The following is a 16,100-nucleotide window of genomic DNA, read 5'->3' on the forward strand; positions in this document are numbered from 1 at the left end:
ACGACCGTGTGGCTGCCTTTGGAAGGCAGTGGAAGGTGGGTCAATTGGAGAGGGTCAATTCTGCGAGCAAATCAACATTCTGGGTACATTTTCACTTGATGATAACTATCATCAATGAAAATTTGAGATGAAAGAAGATGCTCAATCGCTTTTTGATTAAGCTTAGGTGCGGCAATATGAAACGCGGACAAGACGTCATTACTAATCTCGCTCCGCTCGACCGGAATCTCAATATTCTCCAACCCACAAATCTGGGAGGCCGACGCGATTCTCTCTGCGGCATCCTCTAGGTCTTGAACATTCAGACCAAGAATATCGTCAAGCCGCTTATCGTCCGAGCGCAGCTTGTGTACTTCACGCGCTACTCGATTGAATACCTCCGTCAGCGAACGAGGTGGGTCATCAAGCAAGTTAATTCGTGCAATAACATCAAGGCCCCCTGGCGTTTGACATAGCCCAAACAAACCACGCTCTCCAGCAGTTTCTATGAGCGATTTACTGTTCGACATCCTCCTCGTTTCTTCCAAATATCGAATTGCTTGGTCTGCTTCCAAGTCCATGAGTCTGAAAACCTTCAATCCAGACGCGGACGTACTCACAACGGACGCCATCTTGGCGTCAGAAACTCCAGCGATTGAATCTACTAGCCCATCCTCGGAATTAGATGAACGCACTTGTACCGTATATTGAACGTCTAGTAGCTGCGCCAACATCGGAAGAAAATTTGGCGTAATAATTGCAGGCCGCGTAGAGAAAACCCATCGCACACGCTCGCGCGCACTACCCAGCTCATTCATCAGCTTGCCGACTAAATACTCGATGTTGTCCCGATGAGTGGCTGCCGCCTCATCCAAAGAGTCAACGAAGAGGGTCAGCAACTCTGTACTCGAATTGCGCCACGCCAAATAGCAAGTGCGGCTTGGCCCCTCCAAAGCACGCTCAAGAGTGTCGAGCGTCAACAATCTTCTTAGCGCCAAAAATGACGCCGGCCGGCCTGCTTCCCGCTCCTCCAGTGCACGCTGCTGCATCTCCATTGTCTTACCTGCATTAGCGGCAGCGATGATTACTGACGCTTTGTTCTCAAGAACATCATCCCAACCAATTCGCTTCCCACGTGCCGCTGCGGCTACAAAATCCTTGTAGTCGTGAGATTTTCTTTCGACAAATTTCCTGTCTAACTTGCAGTAGTCTTTCATTACCCCCCCTTCTTATTGTGCTGACCAACCCCAAAATATCATGCTCACCGATAGCTACTAGCAGCAGCTGAATCCAATCGAAACAGCCATTTGGAAGCGGAAATTGCTAGAATGCCCTGTTTATGTGGCGCTCCATTTGTAAAAAATAGGACGCGCTCTAGTTTTCACCTGTCAACACAATAAAGCTATGCATCGTCGAATTGAAGCCCGTATCGTCAATCCCCTTCTGGGTGACACAATCCCCGTACCGACCTATGCGACTGATGGCTCTGCTGCTTTAGACCTCCGCGCATGCATCGATGCGCCAATCACTATCCGCGTCGGCGGTCGTGAACTGATTAAAACTGGCTTGGCTATCAATATGATGGACCCAGCACTGGTTGCAATCGTCGCTTCTCGTTCCGGTCTGTCCCTCAAACATGGTCTGCACGTTGCTCAAGGTATCGGCGTGATTGATGCCGATTACCACGGTGAAATTGCAGTCATACTCGCAAATTCCGGCGGTGAAGAGTATGTGGTCCAGCCTGGCGACCGAATCGCACAATTGATGTTCCAGCCCGTCGTACAAGTTGCTTTGAGCTTTGTACCGGAGTTCTCGACTGAGACCGAACGCGGCGAAGGCGGCTTCGGTAGCACCGGGAAGTCTTAAACCTACACTTTTTGTTTGCCTACGCTGAAGTATCGCCAACTGAGACAGTTTTTTTATGACTGTTTCGTAAAGCCCAACATCGGAGCGGGTTTCAAGCTTTTGAGACACCTCAGGGTGCGGATAGCCATCGGTCTGATCGACTCCGACTACCAGGGCCAGCTGATGGTCTCGACATGGAACCGGGGCGCTACCGAATTTGTCCTAAACCCCATGGAACGCCTGGCCCAGCTGGTGATCGTCCCCGTGCTGCAGGTCGGGTTCAATGTGGTGGAAGAATTCGACAGCAGCGAACGCGGCGCCGGCGGTTTCGGCAGCACTGGCAAACACTGACGGAGAATCGAATGCTCGCACCCCACATGCCCAAGTCCTCGTGGCAGAAGATAAAAAGTATCGTTACCCTGGCGCCGCTGGCCGTGCTGGCCGCTTGCGCGACGCAGGAAACAGGATCCCCGGCCGCTCCCAGCACTACCCCTGCGCCATCGGTCGCGGTGCAGCCGGTCAGGCAGGTTGAAAACCCGCAGCAAAAAGAATTGCGCGAGCTGATCGCGCAGCAGGATCGCCTCTATCGCGTGGCGGCGCCGCTGCTGACGACCAACGCGCAATTGTGCCGCGGCAATGCCCGTAATTTGCTGGGCTTCACCGCCAAGAACAAGTATTCCTTCCCGATCGAGTACGCCGAAACCGCGCGCAGCCTGGGCTATGACGAGCGCCTGCAAGTCACCGGCGTGCTGCCGGGCAGCGGCGCCGAACAGGCCGGCATCCAGCGCGGCGACGTGCTGATGTCGGTTGCCGGCAAGCCGATGCCGCAAGGCACCGATGCCGAACGCCAAGCCGCCGTACTGCTCTCCCCGCTGGTGGTGAAGAAGGCGCCGATCAGCCTGGGCGTGCAGCGCAAGGGCCAGACCAGCACGCTGAACGTGCCGCTGACCTTTGCCTGCGCCTTCAGCATCGAGCTGGGCAATGCCGACAACGTCAACACCTACGCCGACGGCCGCCGCGTGCTGATTACTCGCGGCATGATGAAGTTTGCGCAGAGCGACGAAGAGCTGGCCTACCTGATCGCCAAGGACATGGCGCACAACATCCTGGGCCATGCTATCCGCCAGCGCATGGTCTCCACTATCGCCGAGGTGATCGACAACCTGCTGCTGCCGCACCCGGATCCGACCACCACGGCCGGCACCGCCGGCATCCGCGTCTATCCGCAGGACCTGGACGCTGCCGCCGATACGCTCTCGCTGTACCTGCTGGCGCGCGCCGGCTACGGCATCGACAACGTCCCGGCCTTCTGGAAGCGCCTAGCGGAACAGTATCCGGCCAGCGTGCCCAACGGCTATACGGCGCTGCACCCGTCGACCGCCTATCGCCTGTCGATGATCGACAAGGTGACCCAGATCGTGAAGGCCAAGCAGGAGGCCGGTAAGCCGCTGGTGCCCTGAGTTGTCGTTGTTTCGGCCTGAATGAACACGGCGCGGTGAGGATTGCCTCCCCCGCCGTTTTTATTTTCTGGCTACGCCACCCTTCCCTCCGTCATCCCGGCGCAAGCCGGGATCCAGTGCCGTTGACCCGGAGCAGCAACGCGCGACGAACGACGCCGGATCCTGACTTTCGTCAGGATGACGGGGATGGGTGGGTGTGAACCGGTCATGCGGGCTGCATTGAAAGTGAGACGGGCATGCCGCCACTGCATTTATTGTGACGGCTTGAATGAAACGCCGGCCGGACGCCGCAGTTTCATTTTGTAGCTACGGCGCTCCCCCCTCCGTCATCCCGGCGAAGGCCGGGATCCAGTGCCGTTTGCCCGCAGCAGCGACGAACGACGCTGGATCCTGACTTTCGTCAGGATGACGGCGGTGGGTGGATGTGAGCCGGCTATGCGGACAGCGTGCGGAGCGAGACGAGCACGCGCGCAATGCCCGTCACGCATGGCGCTCAATGAAGGCCTGCCTGCTCTGCACGGGGATTGAAGGGATGTCCAAGGCCTGCGGATAAAAAAAGCCGGAACTATGGTTCCGGCTTTTTCTTTGCTGCGATGAAGAAAGCTTATTCCACTTCCAGCTTTTCCTGCGGCTCTTCCGGCGGGGAAGAGTCGTCGCCTTCCGGGAACTCCAGCTTGACCTGGTCCTTGTCGTCCATCTCCACGGTCACGCGTCCGCCGTTGACCAGCTTGCCGAACAGCAGCTCGTCGGCCAGCGCCTTGCGGATCATGTCCTGGATCAGCCGCGACATCGGACGCGCGCCCATCAGCGGATCGAAGCCCTTCTTGCCCAGGAACTTGCGCAGGCTTTCCGAGAAGACGGCTTCCACCTTCTTCTCGTGCAGCTGCTCTTCCAGCTGCATCAGGAACTTGTCGACCACGCGCAGGATGATTTCCTCGTCCAGCGGGCGGAAGCTGATGATGGCGTCCAGACGGTTGCGGAACTCGGGCGTGAACATGCGCTTGATGTCCGCCATCTCGTCGCCGGCTTCCTTCTTCTCGGTGAAGCCGATGGTGCGACGCTGCAGGCTCTCGGCGCCCGCGTTGGTGGTCATGATGATGATCACGTTGCGGAAGTCGGTCTTGCGGCCGTTGTTATCGGTCAGGGTGCCATGGTCCATCACCTGCAACAGGATGTTGAAGATGTCGGGGTGCGCCTTCTCGATTTCGTCCAGCAGCAGCACGGCATGCGGCTTCTTGTTGACGGCCTCGGTCAGCAGACCGCCCTGGTCAAAGCCGACGTAGCCCGGCGGCGCGCCGATCAGGCGGCTCACCGCATGGCGCTCCATGTACTCGGACATGTCGAAGCGCACCAGCTCGATGCCCAGGATGAAGGCCAACTGCTTGGCGACTTCGGTCTTGCCCACGCCGGTCGGACCGGAGAACAGGAAGGAGCCGATCGGCTTGTCGGTCTTGCCCAGACCGGCGCGCGCCATCTTGATCGCCGAGGACAGCGCTTCGATGGCAGGATCCTGGCCGAACACGACGTTCTTCAGATCGCGGTCGATGGTCTGCAGCTTGGCGCGGTCATCCTGGTTGACCGACTGCGGCGGAATGCGCGCGATCTTGGAGATGATCTCCTCGATTTCGGGCTTGCCGATGGTCTTTTTCTGCTTGGACTTCGGCAGGATGCGCTGCGCCGCGCCGGCTTCGTCGATGACGTCGATCGCCTTGTCGGGCAGATGACGGTCGTTGATGAAGCGCGCGGCCAATTCAGCTGCCGAAGTCAGCGCCGAGGCGGAGTACTTCACGCCGTGGTGCTCTTCGAACTTGGACTTCAGGCCGCGCAGGATCTGCACGGTCTGCTCGACCGTCGGCTCGTTGACGTCGATCTTCTGGAAGCGACGCGACAGCGCGTGGTCCTTCTCGAACACGCCGCGGAATTCGGTATAGGTGGTCGCGCCGATGCACTTCAGCTGGCCGCTGGAGAGCGCCGGCTTCAACAGGTTCGACGCATCCAGCGTGCCGCCCGACGCCGAGCCGGCGCCGATGATGGTGTGGATCTCGTCGATGAAGAGAATGCCGTTGGGGCTGTCCTTCAACTGCTTCAGCACCGCCTTCAGGCGTTGCTCGAAGTCACCGCGGTACTTGGTGCCGGCCAGCAGCGCGCCCATGTCGAGCGAATACACGACGGCGTTCTTCAGGATCTCGGGGACGTCGCCCTGCGTCACGCGCCAAGCCAGGCCTTCCGCGATGGCGGTCTTGCCGACGCCGGCTTCGCCGACCAGCAGCGGGTTGTTCTTGCGACGACGGCACAGGGTCTGGATGACGCGCTCGACTTCAGCTTCGCGGCCGATCAGCGGATCGATCTTGCCTTCGGCAGCGGCCTTGTTCAGGTTCTGGGTGAACTGGTCGAGCGGGCTTTCCTTCTGCTGGCCTTCGGCCTGCACGTCCTCGGCGCCTTCCGGGGCCTTCTGCGGATCTGCCTGCTGGTCCTTGCGCACGCCGTGCGAAATGAAATTGACCACGTCCAGGCGGGTCACGCCCTGCTGGTGCAGGTAGTAGACCGCGTGCGAATCCTTCTCGCCGAAGATGGCCACCAGCACGTTGGCGCCGGTCACTTCCTTCTTGCCGTTGGACGCCGACTGCACGTGCATGATCGCGCGCTGGATCACACGCTGGAAACCCAGCGTGGGTTGCGTGTCCACTTCATTGGTGCCGGGGACGGTGGGGGTATTGTCGGTGATGAAATTGGTCAGCGTTTTACGCAGATCGTCAATATTCACCGAGCAGGCGCGCAGCACTTCGGCTGCGGACGGGTTGTCCAGCAGCGCGAGCAGCAGGTGCTCCACGGTAATGAATTCATGACGCGATTGTCTGGCTTCGACAAAGGCCATATGCAAACTGACTTCGAGTTCCTGCGCAATCATGCTTCCTCCATCACGCATTGCAGGGGGTGCCCTGCCTTTCGAGCGTGGGTTAAAACGAGTTCCACTTTTGTGGATGCGATATCTTTGGGATACACACCACACATTCCCTTCCCATCGCGGTGAACCTTGAGCATGATCTGCGTCGCGGTTTCACGGTCTTTGTTGAAGTACTCCTGAATGACTGCGACGACGAACTCCATCGGCGTGTAGTCATCGTTCAACAACAGAACTTGGTACATAGGGGGCGGCTTAAGTTTCGCTTCCTGCCGCTCCAGGACAGTACCGCCATCATTTTCGTGCTTGGTTGCCATGCGTTTATTCGACCATCAAAGCTGTGCAACGCACAATGGACACGTAACATCTAGATGAGAGAGATATTACGCGTTTTCCTCATGTCGCGCAGATGACGATGATTTATCCTAATTCAAGGGCGACATCGTCGAACGCCTAAACAGCGGCCCAATCTTTCAGTTGAAAACTGCTTGACTTTTTAATTTCTACCGAGAACAATGGGATTTCATTGACAGGCAGTTACGGCTCGCCGGTAATGAACAGTAGAAAAGGGGGCACGGTTTAAGGGGGGCTGCGTGACGCGCGATGCTTCTTGCTTGACGGCTCGTGTGATAGTTTTTATTTGAAAGAATGCTTTTATGGCAACAGGTACTGTTAAGTGGTTCAACGATTCCAAAGGCTTTGGCTTCATCACTCCGGACGACGGCGGTGAGGATCTGTTCGCTCACTTCTCGGCAATCCAGATGAACGGCTTCAAGACCCTGAAAGAAGGTCAAAAGGTCCAGTTCGAAGTAACCCAAGGCCCCAAGGGCAAGCAAGCTTCGAACATCCAGCAAGGCTGATTTTTTCAGCTTGCAGTGAAGAACCTCGCCGCGGCGAGGTTTTTTTGCGCCTGTCGCCTGGCATGCATTGCCACTGGCTTGCCGGTAACTGCACAATCGAAGAACAATAAAAAACCGGGCATTCATTTGCCCGGTTTTTTTATGCCGAAGATGCGTTCGCGCAGGATCTTACATGTTCTCGATCACCGCCTCGCCGAAGCCCGAGCACGACACCTGCGTCGCGCCTTCCAGCAGGCGCGCGAAGTCATAGGTCACGCGCTTGGACGAGATCGCCTTTTGCATCGCATCGATGATTAGGTCGGCCGCTTCGATCCAACCCATGTGGCGCAACATCATCTCGGCCGAGAGGATGATGGAACCCGGGTTGACGTAGTCCTTGCCGGCGTACTTGGGCGCCGTGCCGTGGGTGGCTTCGAACATCGCCACCGAGTCCGACATATTGGCGCCCGGCGCAATGCCGATGCCGCCGACCTGGGCCGCCACGGCGTCCGAAATATAGTCGCCGTTCAGGTTCAGCGTAGCGATCACACTGTACTCCACCGGGCGCATCAGCACCTGCAGGAAAAAGGCGTCGGTGATGGCGTCCTTGATGATGATGTCACGGCCGGTCTTGGGATTCTTCATGCGCATCCACGGACCGTCGTCGATCAGCTGGGCGCCGAACTCGCGCGCCGCCAGCGCATAACCCCAATCGCGGAAGGCGCCTTCGGTGAACTTCATAATGTTGCCCTTGTGGACCAGCGTCACTGAAGGCTTGTCATGGTCGATCGCGTATTGCAGCGCTTGGCGCACCAAGCGCTCGGTACCCTCGCGCGAGACCGGCTTGATGCCCAGCGCCGAGGTCTCCGGGAAGCGCAATTTCTTGACGCCCATCTCCTTGGTCAGGAACTCGATCACCTTGCCCACTTCAGGCGAGCCAGCCTGCCACTCGATGCCGGCGTAGATGTCTTCCGAGTTCTCGCGGAACACCACCATGTCGGTCTTCTCAGGCTCGCGCAGCGGCGAAGGCACGCCCTTGAAGTAGCGCACCGGACGCAGACAGACGTACAGATCCAGATGCTGGCGCAGGGTAACGTTGAGCGAGCGGATGCCGCCCCCCACCGGCGTGGTCAACGGCCCCTTGATGGACACCAGGTAATCCTTCACGACCTCCAGCGTTTCATCCGGCATCCATACGTTGGGGCCGTACACTTTGGTTGCCTTTTCACCGGCGTAGATTTCCATCCAGTGGATCTTGCGCGCGCCGCCGTAGGCTTTCTCCACGGCCGCATTCACCACCTTGAGCATCACCGGCGTGACGTCCACGCCGATACCGTCGCCCTCGATATAGGGAATGATCGGGTTATTCGGCACGTTCAGGGTGTAATCGGCGTTGGCGGTGATCTTCCGGCCTTCGGCTGGCACTTGGATATGTTGGTACGACGACATCGTGGTCTCCGGCGGTTAAGGCAATATGGCTGAAAAGCAAGGAACAAGCGGGGAATTTTAAGAGATTTCGGCAAACCAGGTGGCAGCAGTGCGTGCAAAGCATGATTTTGTCCCGGCTCGCACCGCAGATCTCATCTATAAGACACATGATATGTCAGGTCGCGACGCCGGAGGGTTTTACGACAAGCCGCGATTTTGCGACACTAGCGCATGCCTCTCATCTTATTCAACAAGCCCTTCCAGGTCATGAGCCAATTCTCCGCCCATCCAGAGCGCGAGACACTCTCAGACTATCTCGATATTCCCGACATCTATCCCGCCGGCCGCCTCGACGCCGACAGCGAAGGTCTGCTGCTGCTGACCGACGACGGCAAGCTGCAACACGAGATCAGCCACCCGCGCCGCAAACAGACCAAGACCTATCTCGCGCAGGTGGAGGGCGAAGCCTCGCCGCAAGCGCTGGAGCGCCTGCGCAATCCGCTCGACCTGGGCGACTTCGTGACCCAGCGCGGCGAAGCCAGGCTGATCCAGGAACCGGGCTGGCTGTGGCCGCGCAATCCGCCGATCCGCGAGCGCAAGAACCAGCCGACCAGCTGGATTGCGCTGACCATCAGCGAGGGCAAGAACCGCCAGGTGCGCCGCATGACCGCCGCCGTCGGCCTGCCCACGCTGCGGCTGATCCGGATCGCCATCGGACCGTTTTCCCTGGCCACGCATCCGGTACTGCCGGGCGAATGGCGCGAGGTCGATCCGCTTGAACTGGAGAAGTAAAACGGATTCAAATTATTTCCACATAGAAATAAATTAAATCCCCCGCTCCACTTCCTCACAAAAAAGTTGAAACTTGCTGTCAACCTCCATTGACGCCTGCCGTTATTGACAGTGATTCATACGAATCATCGTTTGCCTCACATCCCTAACATGTTGAATTGAAGGACGCAAAATGAAAAAATTGATCGCCGCTCTGATCGCTGGTCTGTTCGCAACTGCTGCTTTCGCACAAGCTCCGGCCGCTCCGGCTGCTGCTCCGGCCGCTGAAGCCGCTGCTCCGGCACCGAAGGCCAAGAAGGCAAAGAAGGCCAAGAAAGCAAAGAAGGCAAAGAAGGCAGCAGAAGCTAAGTAATTAGCGTCCGCGCAATTCGAAAAAGGCAGGCTGGTCCTGCCTTTTTTCATTTCTGCGCCACCCGGCAAGCAATCGTCCGCATCCACTTTCCCGCCCTCATCCGACGCCAGCGCGACGGATCGCTATAATCCTGCTGTCCCGCTTTCCGGATTGACCCAAAAACAAATACCGATCATGCGCCAAGCCAAATTACGCCGCTTCCTTAGCCACACCGCCATCGCCCTGCTGACCGCCGCCTGCGCCAGCAGCGCCGGCGCCCAGACGCCGCAGGTTCGCAAATTCCCGACCACCCAGCTCAACATCGGCATCCACCTGATCAAGGCCGAGGTCGCGCAGACCGAGGCCGAGCGCGAGCAGGGCCTGATGTTCCGGGAAAAGATGGGCGATAACGAGGGCATGCTGTTCCTCTTCGGCGCGCCGGCCGGCGTATGCATGTGGATGAAGAACACACTGATCCCGCTGTCGGTCGCCTTCATGGACGAGGACGGCAAGATCATCAACATCGAGGAAATGAAGGAACAGACGCTGGATTCGCACTGCGCCAAGCGCGGCGCGGTCTATGCGCTGGAAATGAACAAGGGCTGGTTCAAGAGCAAGAACATCAAGCCCGGCACCAAGATCGACGGCCTGCCGAAGTAAGCTCGCCCCGCTGCGCCGGGAGCCGCTCCCGGCGCAAGCAAGGCCGGACGATTTATCCGGCCAGGAGGATCAGGCCCACAAGCCGGGCATTGCCCCATATCCTTGGCTCAAATCGTTCGACCAAATGCAAAAACCCGCCTGAAACCAGACGGGTTTTTGTTGTACTGCGAACCGAGGCGAACCTCAGTCGAAGACCGGCGAATTAAGCAGCCAGGGCCTTCAGGGCAGCAGCCAGGCGGCTCTTGTGACGAGCAGCCTTGTTCTTGTGGATGATCTTCTTGTCGGCGATGCTGTCGATGGTCGACACCGAAGCCTGGAACACGGAGGTTGCTGCGGCCTTGTCGCCACCGGCGATTGCCTTGCGAACAGCCTTGATTGCGGTGCGCAGGGTCGAACGCTGGCTCGAGTTGTGCGCGTTTTGCTTAACTGCTTGACGTGCACGCTTACGTGCCTGTGCGGTATTTGCCATGAAATTATCCTAAATCGAGAGTCGTAGTGCGCCGCAAACCCCGGGGACTCGCGATGCCAAATTCTGTAAAGCATCGGATTATAACCATTTTTCCGAAACAGGGCAAATACCCTGCCCGAACGGCCATGAATTTGGGCGCATCCGTTGCTATCCAGCCAAAAAAGCGCAGGCGCGCATTGATCGCGTCGCGCCAAGGGCCGCCTCGCCCCATCCATTAGGGAGAGAGCGTCAAAACAAGGCGAAATATTGTCAAAAAGAATTTTTCCAGTAGCATCGAACCGATTCGAAATCCAACCACTCTACCGCCGCACCTGCCCAGCCCGACTCATCAGGACGGCAGCCCCGACTCCCTGCAACCGGCGGCCGCCGTCATCGGCCGCGCCGCTATAATGCCGCACCATGAACTTGCATAAAACGCTAGCCGCCATCTCCGGCATGACGATGCTCTCGCGCATCACCGGACTGGCCAGAGAAATCCTGTTTGCCCGCGCTTTCGGCGCCTCGGCCTATACCGACGCCTTCAATATTGCTTTCCGCATCCCCAACCTGCTGCGCCGCCTGTTCGCTGAAGGCGCGTTCTCCCAGGCCTTCGTCCCCATCCTGGCCGAGTACAAGAACCAGCGCGGCGAGGAAGAAACCAAGCACCTGGTCGACCATGTCGCCACCGTGCTGATGTGGGTCATGCTGGTCACCTGCATGGTCGGCATCGTGGCCACGCCCTTCGTCGTGTACTTCATCGCCACCGGCCTGCAATACAACCAGGACGCCTTCCACGCCTCGGTGGTGATGACCCGCATCATGTTCCCCTACATCGGCTTCATGGCCTTCGTGGCGCTGGCCGGCGGCATCCTCAATACCTGGAAGGAATTCAAGATCCCGGCCTTCACCTCGGTGCTGCTGAACCTGGCCTTCATTGCCGCGTCGCTGTTCGTTGCGCCCTTCATGGATCAGCCGATCTACGCCATGGCCTTCGCGGTGCTGGTGGGCGGCATCCTGCAGGTGGCGATCCAGGTGCCGGCGCTGGTGAAGATCGGCATGCTGCCGCGCCTGTACTGGAATCCGATGCTGGGCCTGGCCGACGCCGGCGTGAAGCGCGTGCTCAAGAAGATGGGCCCGGCCGTGTTCGCCGTGTCCGCCGCGCAGATCAGCCTGATGATCAACACCAACATCGCCTCGCGCCTGGAACATGGCAGCGTGTCCTGGCTGTCCTATGCCGACCGCCTGATGGAATTTCCAACCGCGCTGCTGGGCGTGGCGCTGGGCACCATCCTGCTGCCCAGCCTGGCCAATGCGCATGCCGCCAAGGACATGGACGAGTACTCCGCCCTGCTCGACTGGGGCCTGCGCCTGACCTTCATGCTGGCCATGCCGGCCGCCGTCGGGCTGGCCACACTGTCCGAGCCGCTGACGGCGACGCTGTTCCACTATGGCAAATTCGACAACCTGTCGGTCACCATGACCGGCCACGCGCTGGTGGCCTACGGCGTCGGGCTGATCGGCCTGATCATGGTGAAGATCCTGGCCCCCGGCTTTTACGCCAAGCAGGACATCCGCACCCCGGTCAAGATCGCCATCGGCGTGCTGATCGCCACCCAGCTGATGAACAGCCTGTTCGTGCCGATGTTCGCGCACGCCGGCCTGGCGCTGTCGATCGGGCTGGGCGCCTGCCTGAACGCCGGCTTCCTGTTCTGGGGCCTGCGCCGTCGCCAGATCTATGTGCCGCGCCCGGGCTGGGGCATGTTCCTGGTGCGCCTGACGGGCGCGCTGCTGGTGCTGGCCGGTGTGGCGCTATGGATTGCGGGTCACTTTGACTGGATCGCATTACGCGCGCATCCCTTACTGCGCATCGGCGCGCTGGGGCTGGTCATCGCGGTCTGCGGACTCGCCTATTTCGGCCCGCTGTTTGCGATGGGATTCAGGCTGCGCGAATTCAAGCGCATCGCGCGCCGCTGAACAAGAGGCGGAAAGAGCAAGAGCTTAAACCGAGGCAGCCTCATCCGCCAGAGCTGCCCGGGAGAAACAACAAGTATTTTTCCTGCGACGTTTTCATGCGTGACGCCGGTCAAAATATTTTGATAGGATGGACGGCATGACGCTCACCTCCCTCGAATATTTTGCTTCGCTGGTGCGCCAGGATGATTCGATCCCCTTGTTCGAATCCGCCTTGACGCTGGGACAGGACTTCTATCCCGAGATGGATTTTGCCGAGCAGGAAATCGAGCTCGACATGCTGTCGGCCAAGCTGAGGCAGCGCCTGCCGACCGATGCATCGCAGATCCAGAAGCTGCGCATGCTGAACCATTTCTTCTTCCAGGAAATGGCCTTCGCCGGCAACATCAACAATTACTACGACCCCGACAACAGCTATATCCACCGCGTCATCGCGACGCGACGCGGTATCCCGATTTCGTTGGCGGTGGTCTACATCGAGCTGGCCCAGCAGGTCGGCCTGGACATGAAGGGGGTGTCCTTCCCCGGCCACTTCCTGATGAAGCTCTCGGTGCAGTCGGGCGAGATCGTGCTCGATCCGATGAACGGCTCCAGCCTGTCGCGCGAGGAATTGGAAGAGCGCCTGGAACCCTATCTCGAACGCCAGCAGCAACACGAGGAAGAGTTCGACGACGAATTGCCGCTGGCCGCGTACCTGCGCGCCGCGCATCCGCGTGAAATCCTGGCGCGCATGCTACGCAACCTCAAGGCCATCTTCATGGAAAGCCAGCGCTGGCAACAGGTGCTGGATGTGCAGGAACGCCTGGTGATCCTGCTGCCGGAGGAAATCACCGAACGCCGCGACCGCGGCCTGGCGCACGCCAACCTCGGCCTGGCGCAAGCCGCGCTGGAAGACCTGGAAGCCTATCTGGCGATGCGCCCGCACGCCGATGACGCACAGAGCCTGCGCGAGATGCTGCCGGACCTGCGCGAGGCGCTACGCAAACCCAACTGAAACCGATGCAATAAGCGACCGGCGATCCCTGCGCGAGCAGGAACGACGGAGAAATGAAAACGGGCGGCATCGTCATGATGCCGCCCGTTTTGTTTGACCGCTCGCTTGGTCGGAGCGACTCGTCGTCCCTGCGAAAGCGGGGACCCAGCGTCGTTCAACCGGCGTCGCGGCACAAACAAAGCCGCTGGCTCCCGCTTTCGCAGGAGCGGCACGGAAGAAATTGTGTCGTGACGCGGTCGCCGCTCTTCGGCTGCCTACTTGCGCCCGTCGATCTCTTCCCAACGCTCCAGGCTGGTCAGCAACTCCTCATCGATCTCGGCGAAGCGCTCATTCAACTTCACCACCTCGTCGGCGTTGCTCTTGTACAGCCCGGGGTCGGCCAGCTTTTCCGAAATCACTTTCTGCTCCGCTTCCAGCTCGGCGATGCGCTTGGGCAGTTCTTCCAGCTCACGCTGCTCCTTGTAGCTGAGCTTCTTCTTCGGTTGCGCGGGAGCCACCGGCGCCGGCGCGGCCATGGTCGACTCGGCCTTGACTTCCACCTTGTCGTTCTTCACCGCCGGCCTGGCCGCCGAGGCCGCCGGGCGCTGACGCTCCCAGTCGGTGTAGCCGCCCACGTACTCGCGCCACACGCCGTTGCCTTCGGAGGCGATCACCTGCGTCACCACGTTGTCCAGGAACATGCGGTCGTGGCTGACCAGGAACACCGTGCCTTCGTACTCTTCCAGCAGCTCTTCCAGCAGCTCCAGCGTGTCGATGTCGAGGTCGTTGGTCGGTTCGTCCAGCACCAGCACGTTGGCAGGCTTGGCGAACAGGCGCGCCAGCAGCAGGCGGTTGCGCTCGCCGCCGGACAGCGTACGCACCGGCGAGCGCGCGCGCTCGGGGGCGAACAGGAAGTCCGACAGATAGGTCATCACGTGCTTGCGCTGGCCGTTGATCTCGACCCAGTCACTGCCCGGCGCGATGGTGTCGGCCAGGCTGGTTTCTTCATTCAACTGGGCGCGCATCTGGTCGAAGTACGCGACCTGCATCTTGGTGCCTTGCTTGACGGTGCCGCTGTCGGGCGCTTCCTCGCCGAGGATCAGCTTCAACAACGTGGTCTTGCCGGCGCCGTTCTGGCCGATCAGGCCAACCTTGTCGCCGCGCATCAGGATGGACGAGAAATCGCGCACGATGGTCTTGGGGCCATAGGCCTTGTTGACGTTTTCCAGTTCCGCCACGATCTTGCCCGAACGCTCGCCCGTGCCAACCTCCAGCTTGACCTGGCCCTGCCGGTCGCGGCGCTCGCTGCGCTGCACGCGCAATGCCTCCAGGCGACGCACGCGGCCTTCGTCGCGGGTGCGGCGCGCCTGCACGCCCTTGCGGATCCAGACTTCTTCCTGTGCCAGGAATTTGTCGAACTTGGCGTTCTCCACTTCCTCGTTGGCCAGCAGCTCGGCCTTGCGCGTCTGGTAGGTGGTGAAGTTGCCGGGGAAGGACAGGATCTTGCCGCGGTCCAGCTCGATGATGCGGGTAGAGACGTTGTCCAGGAAGGAGCGATCGTGGGTGATGAACAGGATGCTGCCCTTGAAGTCGCGCAGCAGGCCTTCCAGCCACAGGATGGAGCCGAAGTCGAGGTGGTTGGTCGGTTCGTCCAGCAGCAGCACGTCAGGGTTGCCGACCAGGCCGCAGGCCAGCGCCACGCGTTTCTTCATACCGCCGGAGAGCTCGCCGATCCTGGCGTCGCGGTTCAGGTTGAGCTTGTCCAGCGTGGTTTCGACCTTGTTGCCGATGGACCAGGCATCGGCCGCGTCCAGCACGGTCTGGATCTGGTGCATGCGCTCCAGCAGCGCGTCGTCGTTGTCGCCGCCGAACTGGCCGGTGATGGCCTCGTACTCGGCCAGCAGCGCCGGCAATTCGCCCAGGCCCGAGGCCACGGCATCGAACACGCTCATCTCCGACGGGAAGTGCGGCTCCTGGTCGACATAGGCAATCTTCAGGCCCTGCTGCATCACCAAGAGGCCGTCATCGAGCTTGGAGCGGCCCGCGATGATCTTCAGCAGTGAAGACTTGCCGGTACCGTTGCGGCCGATCAGGCCGATGCGTTCGCCGGTCTCCAGCGAGAATTCGGCGTGATCGAGGAGCGCTACGTGGCCGAAGGCCAACTGCGCGTCGGTGAGGGAAATGACTGCCATAGGATGCTGTACCTGGAGTGCGCCGACCGGGGCCGCGCGACGGATGGGTGAAAAGGCGCAGATGCGCGTAAAGAGCGGCATTGTACCGGCTGGCGCGGGGAAATGCTGCAAAACGGGCGGGAAGAGCGTTCGAAAGGCGACATCTGGCGGCGCCGAAGCAATTGTTTGCTTTGCGACATCAAAAGCATCGAGCAGGCGCCTCGGCGAAACATCTTTTACATCTCGTTAAGCATTGCCCGCAGCCGCCCCGGCGGGCCGGCGCGCCCGATGCGGTAAGATA

Annotated in this window: 14 protein-coding genes and 1 pseudogene; 9 read left to right on the forward strand and 6 right to left on the reverse strand. The window is 59.8% G+C overall.

Features of this window, described 5'->3' with window-relative positions; all coding sequences use genetic code 11:
- Window positions 1–71: 71 nt before the first annotated feature.
- Window positions 72–1,196: a hypothetical protein gene (locus J8I26_RS16660; RefSeq protein WP_209608231.1), complete on the reverse strand. Its 1,125-nt coding sequence runs from the start codon at window positions 1,194–1,196 to the stop codon at window positions 72–74.
- A 187-nt stretch (window positions 1,197–1,383) separates the two neighbouring features.
- Here J8I26_RS16660 and dut point away from each other — a divergent pair, with 187 nt between their 5' ends.
- The 3 genes and pseudogenes from dut (at window position 1,384) to J8I26_RS16675 (ending at window position 3,284) form a co-directional block, all read left to right on the forward strand.
- A complete protein-coding gene (gene dut / locus J8I26_RS16665; RefSeq protein WP_209608232.1) occupies window positions 1,384–1,845 on the forward strand; it encodes a dUTP diphosphatase in 462 nt (153 codons plus the stop codon).
- Window positions 1,846–1,971: 126 nt separating this feature from the next.
- Window positions 1,972–2,175: pseudogene (locus tag J8I26_RS16670) on the forward strand (dUTP diphosphatase); the annotation flags it as partial.
- Window positions 2,176–2,186: 11 nt separating this feature from the next.
- Window positions 2,187–3,284, forward strand: a complete 1,098-nt coding sequence (locus tag J8I26_RS16675) for a M48 family metallopeptidase (RefSeq protein WP_209608233.1) — start codon at window positions 2,187–2,189, stop codon at window positions 3,282–3,284.
- Between the two features lie 604 nt (window positions 3,285–3,888).
- Here the strand turns inward: J8I26_RS16675 and clpA are convergent.
- Both clpA and clpS read right to left on the reverse strand, forming a co-directional pair.
- Entirely contained in the window at window positions 3,889–6,192 is a 2,304-nt protein-coding gene (gene clpA / locus J8I26_RS16680; RefSeq protein WP_209608234.1) for an ATP-dependent Clp protease ATP-binding subunit ClpA, read from the reverse strand.
- Window positions 6,189–6,503 (reverse strand): ATP-dependent Clp protease adapter ClpS, encoded by a 315-nt coding sequence (gene clpS / locus J8I26_RS16685; protein ID WP_050468104.1) that lies wholly within the window; start codon window positions 6,501–6,503, stop codon window positions 6,189–6,191. Before clpS ends, clpA begins: the two co-directional genes overlap by 4 nt.
- Before the next feature lie 339 nt (window positions 6,504–6,842).
- On the opposite strand from clpS, the gene J8I26_RS16690 reads away from it, so the two are divergent.
- Window positions 6,843–7,046: a cold-shock protein gene (locus J8I26_RS16690; RefSeq protein WP_209608235.1), complete on the forward strand. Its 204-nt coding sequence runs from the start codon at window positions 6,843–6,845 to the stop codon at window positions 7,044–7,046.
- A 168-nt stretch (window positions 7,047–7,214) separates the two neighbouring features.
- Here the strand turns inward: J8I26_RS16690 and icd are convergent, their stop codons facing one another.
- Window positions 7,215–8,474, reverse strand: coding sequence for an NADP-dependent isocitrate dehydrogenase (icd, locus tag J8I26_RS16695; protein WP_209608236.1), 1,260 nt, complete (start codon window positions 8,472–8,474; stop codon window positions 7,215–7,217).
- Window positions 8,475–8,684: 210 nt separating this feature from the next.
- On the opposite strand from icd, the gene J8I26_RS16700 reads away from it, so the two are divergent.
- The 3 genes from J8I26_RS16700 to J8I26_RS16710 all read left to right on the forward strand — a co-directional run bounded on the left by J8I26_RS16700 (window position 8,685) and on the right by J8I26_RS16710 (window position 10,236).
- Window positions 8,685–9,245: a pseudouridine synthase gene (locus J8I26_RS16700; protein ID WP_209608237.1), complete on the forward strand. Its 561-nt coding sequence runs from the start codon at window positions 8,685–8,687 to the stop codon at window positions 9,243–9,245.
- Between the two features lie 172 nt (window positions 9,246–9,417).
- Window positions 9,418–9,597, forward strand: a complete 180-nt coding sequence (locus tag J8I26_RS16705; protein ID WP_209608238.1) for a hypothetical protein — start codon at window positions 9,418–9,420, stop codon at window positions 9,595–9,597.
- Between the two features lie 174 nt (window positions 9,598–9,771).
- Window positions 9,772–10,236: a DUF192 domain-containing protein gene (locus J8I26_RS16710; RefSeq protein WP_209608239.1), complete on the forward strand. Its 465-nt coding sequence runs from the start codon at window positions 9,772–9,774 to the stop codon at window positions 10,234–10,236.
- Between the two features lie 202 nt (window positions 10,237–10,438).
- Here J8I26_RS16710 and rpsT read toward each other — a convergent pair whose 3' ends face one another.
- On the reverse strand, window positions 10,439–10,705 hold the full coding sequence (gene rpsT, locus J8I26_RS16715) for a 30S ribosomal protein S20 (protein ID WP_050468109.1): 267 nt from the start codon (window positions 10,703–10,705) through the stop codon (window positions 10,439–10,441).
- 399 nt (window positions 10,706–11,104) lie between these two features.
- On the opposite strand from rpsT, the gene murJ reads away from it, so the two are divergent.
- Window positions 11,105–12,658, forward strand: coding sequence for a murein biosynthesis integral membrane protein MurJ (gene murJ, locus J8I26_RS16720; protein WP_209608240.1), 1,554 nt, complete (start codon window positions 11,105–11,107; stop codon window positions 12,656–12,658).
- A 136-nt stretch (window positions 12,659–12,794) separates the two neighbouring features.
- On the forward strand, window positions 12,795–13,649 hold the full coding sequence (locus tag J8I26_RS16725) for a tetratricopeptide repeat protein (RefSeq protein WP_209608241.1): 855 nt from the start codon (window positions 12,795–12,797) through the stop codon (window positions 13,647–13,649).
- Between the two features lie 254 nt (window positions 13,650–13,903).
- On the opposite strand, the gene J8I26_RS16730 is transcribed toward J8I26_RS16725, so the two are convergent.
- On the reverse strand, window positions 13,904–15,820 hold the full coding sequence (locus J8I26_RS16730) for an ATP-binding cassette domain-containing protein (protein WP_209608242.1): 1,917 nt from the start codon (window positions 15,818–15,820) through the stop codon (window positions 13,904–13,906).
- Window positions 15,821–16,100 lie beyond the last annotated feature (280 nt).

This window comes from Herbaspirillum sp. LeCh32-8, assembly GCF_017814915.1.
Lineage (GTDB): Bacteria > Pseudomonadota > Gammaproteobacteria > Burkholderiales > Burkholderiaceae_D > Herbaspirillum.

What these genes read in the sequence shown, in the direction of transcription:
- J8I26_RS16660 (WP_209608231.1), bottom strand. Translation starts at nt 1,196, where the DNA reads ATGAAAGACTACTGCAAGTTAGACAGGAAATTTGTCGAAAGAAAATCT.
- dut (WP_209608232.1), top strand. Translation starts at nt 1,384, where the DNA reads ATGCATCGTCGAATTGAAGCCCGTATCGTCAATCCCCTTCTGGGTGAC.
- J8I26_RS16675 (WP_209608233.1), top strand. Translation starts at nt 2,187, where the DNA reads ATGCTCGCACCCCACATGCCCAAGTCCTCGTGGCAGAAGATAAAAAGT.
- clpA (WP_209608234.1), bottom strand. Translation starts at nt 6,192, where the DNA reads ATGATTGCGCAGGAACTCGAAGTCAGTTTGCATATGGCCTTTGTCGAA.
- clpS (WP_050468104.1), bottom strand. Translation starts at nt 6,503, where the DNA reads ATGGCAACCAAGCACGAAAATGATGGCGGTACTGTCCTGGAGCGGCAG.
- J8I26_RS16690 (WP_209608235.1), top strand. Translation starts at nt 6,843, where the DNA reads ATGGCAACAGGTACTGTTAAGTGGTTCAACGATTCCAAAGGCTTTGGC.
- icd (WP_209608236.1), bottom strand. Translation starts at nt 8,474, where the DNA reads ATGTCGTCGTACCAACATATCCAAGTGCCAGCCGAAGGCCGGAAGATC.
- J8I26_RS16700 (WP_209608237.1), top strand. Translation starts at nt 8,685, where the DNA reads ATGCCTCTCATCTTATTCAACAAGCCCTTCCAGGTCATGAGCCAATTC.
- J8I26_RS16705 (WP_209608238.1), top strand. Translation starts at nt 9,418, where the DNA reads ATGAAAAAATTGATCGCCGCTCTGATCGCTGGTCTGTTCGCAACTGCT.
- J8I26_RS16710 (WP_209608239.1), top strand. Translation starts at nt 9,772, where the DNA reads ATGCGCCAAGCCAAATTACGCCGCTTCCTTAGCCACACCGCCATCGCC.
- rpsT (WP_050468109.1), bottom strand. Translation starts at nt 10,705, where the DNA reads ATGGCAAATACCGCACAGGCACGTAAGCGTGCACGTCAAGCAGTTAAG.
- murJ (WP_209608240.1), top strand. Translation starts at nt 11,105, where the DNA reads ATGAACTTGCATAAAACGCTAGCCGCCATCTCCGGCATGACGATGCTC.
- J8I26_RS16725 (WP_209608241.1), top strand. Translation starts at nt 12,795, where the DNA reads ATGACGCTCACCTCCCTCGAATATTTTGCTTCGCTGGTGCGCCAGGAT.
- J8I26_RS16730 (WP_209608242.1), bottom strand. Translation starts at nt 15,820, where the DNA reads ATGGCAGTCATTTCCCTCACCGACGCGCAGTTGGCCTTCGGCCACGTA.